8 protein-coding genes are annotated in these 12,488 nt (G+C 30.0%); 5 read left to right on the forward strand and 3 right to left on the reverse strand.

Annotated features, from left to right (window positions below; all coding sequences use genetic code 11):
• Positions 1-68: 68 nt before the first annotated feature.
• On the reverse strand, positions 69-4,016 hold the full coding sequence (gene addA / locus RSD37_RS10115) for a helicase-exonuclease AddAB subunit AddA (RefSeq protein WP_346946613.1): 3,948 nt from the start codon (positions 4,014-4,016) through the stop codon (positions 69-71).
• Positions 4,006-7,479 (reverse strand): helicase-exonuclease AddAB subunit AddB, encoded by a 3,474-nt coding sequence (gene addB / locus RSD37_RS10120; protein ID WP_346946614.1) that lies wholly within the window; start codon positions 7,477-7,479, stop codon positions 4,006-4,008. Before addB ends, addA begins: the two co-directional genes overlap by 11 nt.
• A gap of 467 nt (positions 7,480-7,946) precedes the next feature.
• Here addB and atoD point away from each other — a divergent pair, with 467 nt between their 5' ends.
• The 3 genes from atoD to RSD37_RS10135 all read left to right on the forward strand — a co-directional run bounded on the left by atoD (position 7,947) and on the right by RSD37_RS10135 (position 9,621).
• Positions 7,947-8,600, forward strand: a complete 654-nt coding sequence (atoD, locus tag RSD37_RS10125) for an acetate CoA-transferase subunit alpha (RefSeq protein ID WP_346946615.1) — start codon at positions 7,947-7,949, stop codon at positions 8,598-8,600.
• Between the two features lies 1 nt (position 8,601).
• The gene (locus RSD37_RS10130; RefSeq protein WP_346946616.1) at positions 8,602-9,261 is read left to right on the forward strand and encodes a 3-oxoacid CoA-transferase subunit B; all 660 of its coding nucleotides are present in this window, start codon (positions 8,602-8,604) and stop codon (positions 9,259-9,261) included.
• Positions 9,262-9,348: 87 nt separating this feature from the next.
• Positions 9,349-9,621: a late competence development ComFB family protein gene (locus RSD37_RS10135; protein WP_346946617.1), complete on the forward strand. Its 273-nt coding sequence runs from the start codon at positions 9,349-9,351 to the stop codon at positions 9,619-9,621.
• 62 nt (positions 9,622-9,683) lie between these two features.
• On the opposite strand, the gene RSD37_RS10140 is transcribed toward RSD37_RS10135, so the two are convergent.
• Positions 9,684-11,033, reverse strand: a complete 1,350-nt coding sequence (locus tag RSD37_RS10140) for a CCA tRNA nucleotidyltransferase (protein ID WP_346946618.1) — start codon at positions 11,031-11,033, stop codon at positions 9,684-9,686.
• 249 nt (positions 11,034-11,282) lie between these two features.
• On the opposite strand from RSD37_RS10140, the gene RSD37_RS10145 reads away from it, so the two are divergent.
• Positions 11,283-11,543 carry a hypothetical protein gene (locus RSD37_RS10145; protein ID WP_346946619.1) on the forward strand — a complete coding sequence of 87 codons (261 nt, stop codon included), beginning with the start codon at positions 11,283-11,285 and terminating at the stop codon, positions 11,541-11,543.
• A gap of 166 nt (positions 11,544-11,709) precedes the next feature.
• Positions 11,710-12,480 carry a polysaccharide deacetylase family protein gene (locus RSD37_RS10150; protein ID WP_346946620.1) on the forward strand — a complete coding sequence of 257 codons (771 nt, stop codon included), beginning with the start codon at positions 11,710-11,712 and terminating at the stop codon, positions 12,478-12,480.
• The last annotated feature ends 8 nt before the right edge of the window (positions 12,481-12,488 follow it).

The raw sequence follows: 12,488 nt of genomic DNA on the forward strand, positions 1-12,488 counted from the left end.
CCATAACCACAAATCCCTTCAAACCAGTATTATTACTTCAAATATTTCTATATTTGTGGTAATAATTATTATTCTATCTCCACTTCTCTATCTAGTGAAAACAAATATAAATGCTTTCTTACTTTAGTTTTCTTAAAAGCATCTTGCACAGCCTTACTGTAGTAATCTAGTTGAACCTTATATCTCTCTTTAATTTCTTCTATATTACCTTCTTTAGCATAATCTGTTTTATAGTCTAAAATTACACCTTCCTCACCATCTTCAAAGTAACAGTCAATTACGCCTCTAAGTAGCATCTTTTCTTCACTATACTTGCTACCATCAATATGAGGATAAATAACCGAGCTATCAATCTCTACTCTAAAAGGTAACTCTCTCTTTAAGGTGCTTCTTCTAAATGCCTCTATAACCTTAGTTCCAATATTACTTTCAAAGAACTTAAGAATTTTATCCACCTTAACGGATTTTGCAGCTTCATAAGTTATAAGTTCACTATTCACCATACTATCAATTTGGGAGCTTATATTTTCCTTAGTAATATCCTCACTTAGGTTTAACCTTTGCATAATATTATGGTAGGCAGTTCCAACCTCTGATGGAGTTAAACCCTTTTTCTCTTGAAGAAATAATGGAGTCTGCACTAGTGATTTAAATTTTCTTTGACCCTCTGCTAATTCAATTATTTTCTCTGTGCTATCTGATTCTAATTCTAATTTTTCTTTAATTAAACTTTTATTTTGATGTGCTTCCTTAATCTCTGTAACAGTAATTACCGTTGGCATTTTTGTAGCTTCTTCATATTCATATTTAAAATCAAGTCTATCCTCTATTAGATTTTTATATTTATTTTCTAGTGAATTTTCATCACTGCATAAAAGAGCTTCCATCTTTTCTATAATCAGAGTTTCCTCAGCATTTATATCTTCTATCTCCTCAAAATCTTCTCTAGGATAAATTTTCACTTTAAATTCACTTTTATCATCTATAAGGTTTTCCTTTACAATTTGATCTTTATAATGCCTTAATTGTTCTACCTGTTTATGATTTATTAAAGCTGCTCCAATCCAATCCAAATAAGTTTTTTGATTTTTTACATAGCTAGACTTTATGACTTTATTCTCATCTAAACTTGCTCCTGACCACTTCTCAATTTTTTTCTCTATACCCTTAGTGGTTCCTACAAGTATTAACTTTTCCTTTGACCTTGTAAGTGCAACATAAAGAAGTCTCATTTCTTCTGACTTATTTTCACTTTGAATCTTTTTACTTATGAATTCTCTTTGAGTTGTGTTGTAACTAACCCTGTTGTCCAAATCTATATAAGTAGGACCATATCCTAGCTCATGGTGAAATAATATCTTTCCTTTTAAATCACCTTCATTAAACCGCTTACCAAGTCCACAAAGGAAAACCACTGGAAATTCTAAGCCCTTACTCTTATGGATACTCATGATCCTTACCACATCTTCATTTTCTCCAATAATCTTTGCACTTCCCATATCTTCACTGCTGGTTTTAATATTATTAATAAAGTTTATAAAATTATATAGTCCCCTATAGCTAGTTTTCTCAAAGTCTTTTGCTCTCTTAAATAATATCTTTAGGTTAGCCTGTCTTTGCTCTCCTCCAGGTAAAGCTCCCACATAGCCATAATATCCAGTATCCGTTATAATTTCCCATATTAGCTGATTTATTGGGGTATATTTACTTTCAATTCTCCAATTGTTAATCTTATCTAAGAAGTTTTTAACCTTTATTTTAAGATTACTATCACTATCACTTATATCTTTTGTATTTTCATGACTACATTCTTCACTAACGTCACTACTTATACATTCTTTATCCTCTGTATTTAAAATATCATCCTTAGTACTGTGGCTATTTAAAATTTCTAACATAGCGTGATAAAAACTTAATTTCTTGTTTGAGATTCTGATATCTGCCAACTCTTCAGTAGTGAATCCACCAATTGGTGATCTTAATACTGCTATAAGAGGAATATCTTGAATAGGATTATCTATAATCTCTAACGTACTTATAATAGTTTTTACCTCTAGAGTCTCAAAATATCCACCACCACCTTCAGAAAATAGTGGTATACCAACCCTTTTAAATTCTTCTATAAAAATTGGAGATAGCTTATTACTAGATCTTAAAAGAATTATTATATCCTTATAAGTAACACTTCTATATTCATCTAGGTTCTTATCATATACCTTTAATGAGTTTTCACCCTGAATTTCCATAAGTTCTCTTATACGTTTTGCCACAAACCTAGCTTCTATCTGCATAGCATCTAATTCTTCCTTCTCTAGCTGTTCTTCACTGTCCTCATTATCTTCACCACTATCCTCATCATTAGATTTTAAAACTAATTCATTGCTGCCATCTTCGCTGCTAATCTCATCTTCATTTTCATCCAAATTTATTAAATTAAACTCTACAGCTCCGCCTACATTTCCTTCTCCATTGAATTCTTTATAGGAAGCTCCAACCTTTAACTCTTCACCTTCATCATAGGAAAGTTCGCCTATATCCTCACTCATTACAGCTTTAAAAATGTAGTTAATACCATTTATAACTTCTTCTCTACTTCTAAAGTTTTTATGGAGAGTTATCAGTGCGTTATAGTCGTCTCCATCCTTGGTGTAACTTCCTTTCTTCTCTTTAAATAGCTCTGGCTTTGCCATTCTAAATCTATATATACTTTGTTTTAAATCTCCAACCATAAATACATTTCTTTTATCTTTTTCTTTTCTGCATATAAGATTTATTATTTCTTCTTGAACATTGTTAGAATCTTGATATTCATCTACTAGAATTTCTTGAAATTTCTCTTTCATTTCTATGGCTACATTTGAAGGACCACCAGTTTCTTTATCTTTTAAAATTTCTAAGGCAAAGTGCTCTTGGTCATTAAAATCTATAATTCCTCTTTCTCTCTTTTTCTTATCAAAAGCTTCTTTAAACTCAATAACTAAGGTTGATAGTTCCCTCATTAATGGATATAAATCTTTAGTTATTTTAATTGTGGCTTCAGAGGTAGCATTTAAGATTTTACTTTTAACTGACACATATATTTCCTTGCATTGATCTCTTAAATCCTTAGCTTCCTTTTGAATCAACTTCTCTTCTTCACTTAACTTAGTAAGGGTTGGAATTCTTCCAAAAGAAATTCCATCAATATATTCTCTTCCATCCTTTAATCCATTTTCAATGATTTCTAATGTTCTTTCTAATATTTCTCCATCACTTTCAAAGGTCGGTGTGTATTTAGATAGAATTTCATTTTCTAAGATAAAATCTAACCCTTGATTATTCATCTCTAATGCTATTAGTATCTCTTCCCTCAGTTCCCTTAATAATGGATCTTTAAAAGGCAACTTATCAAAGGAAAAATCTTCTCCAACATTAAAAACATCTGCTTTTTCTCTTAGCCAAACTTCCGGACTTGGCATACTCATAGAAAAGTTATATAACTTTAAAACTATTTCTGCCAATGCTTTATCGCTTTTATTATCGCAGTAACTCTCCACTAACTCTATAAACTCTGCTCTTCCTTCAACATACTTTTCTTCCATTAGCTCTTCTAATGCTTCCATTTTTAAAAGATTAATTTCTGTTGTATCCCCTACTCTAAAGCTAGGCTCTATATCTATTTGATGAAAATTATTCTTTATGAGATTTAAACAAAAGGAATGTAGTGTAGAAATACTAGCCTTATTAAGTAGAATCAATTGAGTTTGTAGATTTCTACTATTTGGTTCCTCTTGTATCCTTCTATTTATAGCTTCACCTATACGCTCCCTCATCTCTGCCGCTGCTGCATTGGTAAAGGTTACAATGAGAAGTTTATCAATACTTACAGGATTATCACTATCAGTTATAATCTTTATTATTCTCTCAACTAGTACTGCTGTTTTTCCTGATCCTGCAGCAGCAGATACCAATATGTTCTTATATCTAATATCTATAGCCTTTTGTTGATCCTCAGTCCATTTAACACTACTCCCCACAGTTTTCTCCTCCCATTCCTTCTTCTTCTAGTTCCATAAGCAATTCTTTCTTATTCTTTCTTGGCATAACCTTAAAATTATTTACTCCTAAACTCTCATCAAATTGACATATAGAAGAAAAATCACAGTACTCACAGTAAAAACTCTTTCCATTTTTACATGGAGTTACTTCTATAATTCCATCTAACATATTCTCACAAACTTCTCTAATCTTATCCTTCATATGATTTCTTAGTACATTAAATCCACCTAATGTAATTACCGAATTATTAACTTTAGAAAACTCTGGTTCATTACTTCCCTTTGGTGGTTTTTTAAGGGATACTGGAATAATAGAAGAGTTTCCTCCGCCTTCTATGGTTTTATCCATTTTCGTTACAACCTTTAAATCCTTAATAACGATTCCCTTCATCTTTAAAGCCTTTAAAACCTCTTCCTTCAAGTTATCTATGGTAAGCTTCTTTCCATCCATAATTGGATCATCTACAGATAGATATACCATAGCTCCTGGCATTGTATTTCTACTATTAGAAATATTAGCCGCTGGCTCCTTTGACCTTCTACTCTCCTCTAAGGTTAAAATTGCATCTAAATAAGTAAGTAGCTGAATCTTAAGTCCATTGTAAACATCGTTTATGTCAAGATCTATCTTTCCTGTTTTGTAGTCAACAACTCTATAATAATCAGTTCCATCAATGGTTGCTTTATCCACTCTATCAATTTTACCTTGAAGTTTTACTACTTCTCCACTTGATAAAGTTATAGGAATTGCTGGATAATAATCTTCTGAATCTGACCCAAAGGAAAGTTCATATCCAATTGGGCTAAACTCTCCCCTCTCCATTTGTTCATTTATTACTAGAATCATTCTATATAAAATTCTTCTTACTCTTATAGATATATACTCATATCTCTTAGAACTTTTAAGTATCATATGTTCATCTGAATTTATCATTTCCTGCATTACTTCATTAAGTATTTTTTCACAGAAATCCTTATCTAAAGCTCCCCATTTCCCATTTTCATTTTCAACTTTCTTTGAAAATTTCTCAAGACCTTCATGAATTAAATTTCCAAAGTCTAGTGGTGCAAATGTGTATATCTTCCTTTCCTTAGCCCTTAGTCCATATCTTACAAAATACCCAAATGAGCAATTTGCATAGGATTCTATTTTGGATACACTAAGACCTTTTCCATAAAGTTCTCTTATTTTATCTTTACTGATTTCCTCTACATGGTTTTTATAAGTGAACCCGCTTATAACCTTGTTTATATTTTCTCTGTACCAAGGTTTATCATAGTAATAATTATAAATTTCTCTCCAAAGAGGGCTTATCTCATCTTTTTCAATATAATCATGAAGCTTTCCAATCATATTATTAAAGGTTGGAATCTTACCTACTATGTCCTCCGCTTCCCCTTTATCAAGGTTACTTAGTATATCAGTTTCCTCGCTTATATTCTTAAATAGTGATTTTAATCTTGGAATAACCATAGAATATCTCTTAGTTTTACCCTCTAAATCTGCAATTGGATAGGTTATATAAAGAAGATTACTTGGCAAACTAAGTAAATTATAAATTAGATATTGCTCCCCAAAAGCTAACTCGAAGCTATTGTTGGCAACACTAATACCATTATTTTTAAAGGTTATTCTATCATTGTCATTAAATAATCCTTCATCTCCATTAGTTCTTGGCAACACTCCATCATTTACTCCAACTACAATTGCAACCTTTACTTCCTGGGCTTTTATTCTATCTGCACTTCCTACAACCACCTGATCCATAGATGGAGGGATAAGTCCCATTTTATTATGAGATATTCCCATAGTAAGAAGATTATTAAACTCTTCAGCAGATAGTTTTTCATCTCCTAATACTTCTACAAACTGGTCTAGAAGTTCTATTAATATATTCCAAATGTTTCCGTATTCATCCGCTAAAACCAGCTTCTCTTCAGCTTTAAATTTTTCTACATAGTCATTTACCTGATCATAAATCTGATTATCTACTAAGAATTTATAAATACTTGTGCAAATATCTTTAACCGTATTTTTACCCTTTATTTCTTTTTCAAGATTTATCAAAGGTTCTATTGCCTTCGCCTTAATCTCAACTATTCCCTCATATCTTGGAGTTTCCCTCCAAAATTCATTATCTTCATCAATCCATTTTTTCCTACTTTTAATTCCATACTCTAATACATAGTTCTCTAATAAATCTACCTCTTCTGGAGCTAGATTAGTAAATCCACTTTTAAAATAATTCACAATAGAATTATCTCTAAATCCCTTTGAAAATATATTTAGAAGTGATGTTATATAAACCACCAATGGGTTTGACCCGATATCTTCTTTATCATCTATAAAAAAAGGTATTTCATATTCTTCAAAAATCACCTTAACTATATCCTTATAATTTTCTAAATCTCTACTTATAACAGTAATATCTTTGTATCTTAATTTATTTTCTCTAACTAAAGCTAATATTTCCTTAGCTACAAACTCAACCTCACTATAAGGATTTTGTGCCTTAAACAACTTAATATCTTGAGTATTTTTAATAATAGACTTACCCCTATTATTAAAATAGTTTTCTTCTAGAAATCTAAGTTCTTGGCTATCCTTAAATCTATGAGGAATAGTTAAGTTAAGGTTTTTCTTTGGATAATACCCATAATCCTGAGCAAGTTTTGTTAACTTTTCCTCCGTAGTGTAAATTGGATAGAATGGATTTGTAACATCATCTACTCCTCCAACCTCTTCTCCGCTATAGGGTATTGTTACATTTACATTTGAACATAAATTAAGAAGTTCTCCTATAATATCGTATTGTTGTGGGGTAAATCCATTAAACTCATCTATCCACACTTCTGCCCCTTTTAAAAAACTACTTTCATCAATTTTACCCTTTAAAATAGTTAAATTATCCTCTGAATCAAAGTATCCCTCATTAAGCTTTTCTTGAAACTTTGAATAAATACTTTCAACATCACTTAACTTATCCACTAGTAGTGAACTTTCATCCACATTTGCTTTTAAATCCCTAAGCACCTGTGGAGTAATATTGTGCCTTTTAAATTCAGTTAGAACTCCTATAATTTTATCCACAAACCCCTTTTGCTTTGTTGCTTTTTTGAAAATACTTAAATCATCCTTAACTTCCTCTATAGCTCTACCAATAACAATAGCTTTCCCAGTATCATCCATATATTTATGAGTTATTCCTCCAACTTCATTAAACACAGTAAAGGCAAGTCTTTTAAAACTTAAAAGATGTACATTGTTTATCCCTGTAGCTCCAATTTTCTCAATAAGCCACTTCTCTGCTCTAAAGGAAAGTTGCTCTGGAACTATTAATATTAGGGGATTTTTATTATCTAAAGACTTTTCATATATCTCTTCAACACAGGTATAACTCTTTCCTGTACCTGCTCTACCATATATAAATCTAATACCCATAAATATCACTTCCTAACTTCTAATTTATAACACATTGTATTAATCCTATTTAAAAACTATTTATTTTTCTTTACTAAAATTTAAACATAAAGTCATATTTAAAATTATTGAATTAATTTCCTTTTTAATTATAACATAAGGCAATGCTACCTTTAATATCATGGACTTGTTTATAGTTAATATTTCCTTAGTAAATATCTTACCTAATTCTTTTTTCCTTTTTCTTTAACACCTTTTAATTTACATAATATTCTTTATTTTCCCCTAGTAATTACAATTAAAACCATCCAATAAATTTATTTATTTAAAACAATAAAACCCATTTTAATGCTTTTAAATACAAAAATACAATTAAATGTATGTAAAATCCATGATTTAAGATATAATAAATCTTTATACATTGCAAAATCTTTTAAATAGAGTTAAACTTAGATAGGAAAATTTTTAATTTATGGAGGGTACGAGATATGAATAAAATTACTTCAATTGATGATGCTGTAGCTAAAATTCAAGATGGAATGACTATCATGATAGGTGGATTTTTAGCTGTAGGTACGCCTGAGAATATTATAGATGCTTTAGTTAAAAAAGGCGTTAAAGATTTAACTATAATTGCAAACGATACAAGTTTCCCAGATAGAGGTATCGGTAAATTAATAGTTAATAAACAAGTTAAAAAAACTATCGCGTCTCATATTGGAACAAATCCAGAAACAGGACGTCAAATGAACGAAAAAGAAATGGACGTAGAGTTATCTCCTCAAGGAACTCTTGCTGAAAGAGTTAGATGCGGTGGTGCAGGTCTTGGCGGATTCTTAACTCCTACTGGTCTTGGAACAATAGTTCAAGAAGGAAAAGATGTAATTACTGTTGATGGTGTAGAATACATCCTTGAGAAACCATTAAAAGCTGATGTAGCTCTTATATTTGGTTCAAAAGTAGATGAAAAAGGAAACGTATATTACAATCAAGCAACTAGAAACTTTAACCCATTAATGGCTACTGCTGCTGATATGGTTATAGTTGAAGCTGAAGAAATAGTTAAAACTGGTGACATAAATCCAAATGACGTTATGACACCATATATATTTGTTGACTACATAGTAAAGGGGGATAACTAACATGGATAAAAACATGATAAGAGAAGTCATTGCTAAAAGAGTTGCAAAAGAATTCAAAGATGGAGATGTTGTTAACCTTGGAATAGGGCTACCAACTTTAGTTGCTAACTACCTACCTGAAGGTATGGATGTTACATTACAATCTGAAAATGGATTTATAGGAATTGGCGCTGCTCCTGTTGCTGGAGAAGAGCAAAAAGACCTTGTAAACGCTGGTGGACAATTTGTTACTGTAGTTCCTGGTGCTGCATTCTTTGACTCATCTATGTCTTTTTCTATTATAAGAGGTGGTCATGTTGACGCAACAGTTCTAGGTGCTTTAGAAGTTGATGCAGAGGGTAACCTTGCAAACTGGATGATTCCAGGTAAAAAAGTTCCTGGTATGGGTGGAGCTATGGATTTAGTAGTTGGAGCTAAGAAGGTTATCGTAGCTATGGAGCATACTGCTAAAGGAAATCCAAAAATACTTGAAAAATGTACTCTTCCTTTAACTGCTGCTCACCAAGTAAACTTAATAATTACTGAAATGGCAGTTTTAGAAGTTACTCCTGAAGGACTTGTTCTTAGAGAACTTGGACCAGAGTCTACTATTGAAGATGTACAAAATGCAACAAAAGCAAAACTTATTATTCCATCTGATGTAAAAACTATGGAGCTATAATTCCAAAAGATTACTTTCATGGTTATAATGTATTTAAGTATATAAAGATCTTTTAATAAACTATTAGTTTAGAAAGGAACCTTTTTTATGCCATCTTACAAAAATTATGCTGAAACTCAAGTTGAAAATGTTTTAAAGCGTATTCTTAAGGATTATACTAATATTTGTACTTGTGACAAGTGTATTAGTGATATATCTGCTCTTGCGCTTAATTCTATTAAGCCCAAGTATGTGGTTAGTGAATCTGGTAAGATTTACACCTCAGCTTTAAATGAAATTGATAAGCAAGAAGGTGTGACTATTACTGCCCAAGTTATTAAAGCAGTTGAAATAGTTTCTGCAAATCCACAGCATGAATAATAACTTTTGAAATTAAATATACCCCAGTATGTAATAAATATTTTACATACTGGGGTAATTTGTTATATCAATTTAGCTTTAATTTCATTATAGAATGTTTTCGCATAAATTTCCAATTCCCTTTTACTATTTAATTCAGGTTTCTCAATAACCTCATCTACCAGCATATCTAATATTTCCCCAATTACCTTTCCTTGTTTAATTCCTAGTACTATTAAGTCGTTACCAGTTATCATTAAATCTTTTTTATTATAACATTCTCTTTTATCTACTATTTCATTTAAGAGCAACTGAATATCATCTTTAGTTTCAATATTTCCATTAGATTTACTTGAATTACAAACCATACGTTCTGCATTCTTTATAGAAAGTAACTGTCTAAATAAATCTTCTCCCATAACCTTTAAAAGCTTTTTAACACTCTTTTTTTCATTAGTAATAATAGCGTTATAATGCTTCATTAATATTTTCACATGCTTTATTGTGTTATTATCATATTTTAAGTTTTTTAATATATTCTCAGCAATGTCATTCTTGTACTTATCTCCGCTCTTAGTGTCTATATCTTGTTTTGAGTCTTGTAAATACTTATAATTATTAATGGAATAATGTAAAAACACTGTTAACCTTACCGCTAAATTCTTAGGACATAGTCTTATAACTTGAATGTAGATGTCAATAAATCCTTCACTCATATTTTTATTTGAAATATAACTTTTAAACTCTGGTAAAATTAAAGAAAATATATTAAGATCTAAAATCATCCTAATACCATGGTCTGGAACATCTGATAAAATTAATTTATTAAACTCCACAGATATTCTTTCAACAGAAACATTACTTATTAAATCTTTTGTAATTTCTATAGCTTTTAGTGTTTCTTTATCTAAACTATAATTAAGCTGAGCCATAAACCTTAAAGCTCTCATTATTCTTAATGCATCTTCTTGAAATCTTTTCTCTGGATTTCCTACGCATCTTATAATTTTTCTGTTTATGTCTTCTTTACCATTAAAATAATCAATTATACCGTCTTTATAATTATATGCCATAGCATTAATAGTAAAATCTCTTCTTGATAGATCATTACGTATATCATTAGTAAATGTTACTTTATCTGGTCTTCTATTATCACTATACTCCCCATCAATTCTAAATGTTGTTATTTCAATAAACTCTTTATTTATAATCACTGTTATTGTTCCATGCTTTATTCCTGTATCTATAGTTTTATAATCCTTAAACACATATTTAATCTCCTTTGGATTAGCCGAAGTACACACATCCCAATCGTTAGGTTTTCTCCCTAAAATACAATCTCTAACACAGCCACCAACCACATATCCTTTATATCCATTACTTACTAACATACTAATACATTTTTCTATGTTACTAGGAATTTTTATATACATAATTATCCTTCTTTCACTTCTAGCATTTCAATTGTTCTTAATACCTATATTATATTTACATTGAAAATAAAAATATTCTCTTCTCATATATATTTAAATCATACTTAGTTACCTTTTAATTATATTATAGGTTAATTTACTGAAAATTTGCTAAAAAAATCTTTAATTGTTACTTTTTCGTAATAATTGTTAACTTATTTTAGCATATAATAATTATATAAGAAGTTTTTCTACATAAGGAGGTTAAAAATGTCAATTTTTTCACTAATACAAAACAAATCAAAATTTAAAATTCCAAGTTTTTGCATAATTGCACCAATTATATTTATATTCCTAATCGGTATTGCTATTTTCGCTAACAATAAAGAAAAAGAATATACACTTGAAAACAATACTATTAACAACGAAATAGAAACTCTTAGAACTGAAGAATCAGAGTTAAAATCTATAAATAATTCCTTAGTAGAATCAAAAACTGCCATTGAAAAATTACTTAAAGATTTAGAGTGAAATCAAAACTAATAAAAGGAGATAATAATATATGAATTATAATTTTAATATAGAATCCACTAGAAAAAAACATAAAATAACCCACAATATTTTAAACATAAACACGCTTTCCCTTGTTATTATTATTATCCTCTGTTTAGGTTTATCATTTTTTTCAACTTTTAAAATGATATCTGCACATAGCAAACAAAAGGATTTACTGAAAACTGTTGAAAACTTAAAATCTTCTAACAATTTGCTAGCTTCAAAAAACATTGAGCTTGAACAAGGGATAAAAACTGATCAAGAAACTTATGATAAAGCTATTGCTAATATGAGAATTGCTCATCTTACCTTTGATGATGGACCATCAAATAACACTATAAAACTACTTGATATTCTAGATGAATATCAAGCAAAAGCAACCTTCTTCGTAAATTATAAAGAAGGCTACGATGATGTTTATAGGGAAATCGTTAACCGTGGACATGTGCTTGCAAATCATACAGCTAGCCATAACTATAAAAATATTTATTCTGATGCTACATCTTTTATAAATGATATAGAATTACTGGATAAAAAATTAGAAGAAATTACAGGACAAGTTCCATCTAAAATTCTGCGTTTCCCAGGCGGATCTAATACAGAACATATTCGCAGCGATAAAAATATTATGACTGAAATAATAAAAAGTGTTACAGACCGTGGATACACCTATTTTGATTGGAATGTTGATTCACGAGATGCTTGTAAAATGACTCAAGATAAAAATGTTATTATTGACAGTGTCCTTAACGGAAGTATTCCTATGAATACTGCAAATATATTAATGCATGACACAAATCTTAAATATACAACTATTGAAGCTATGCCTGAAATACTTAAAGGTTTAAAATCTCAAGGCTATATATTTAAACCATTAAATCATGATTCTGCTGATATTAGATTTGTTGAATAAATTAGTAG

Source organism: Clostridium sp., assembly GCF_036646415.1.
GTDB lineage: Bacteria > Bacillota > Clostridia > Clostridiales > Clostridiaceae > Clostridium_J.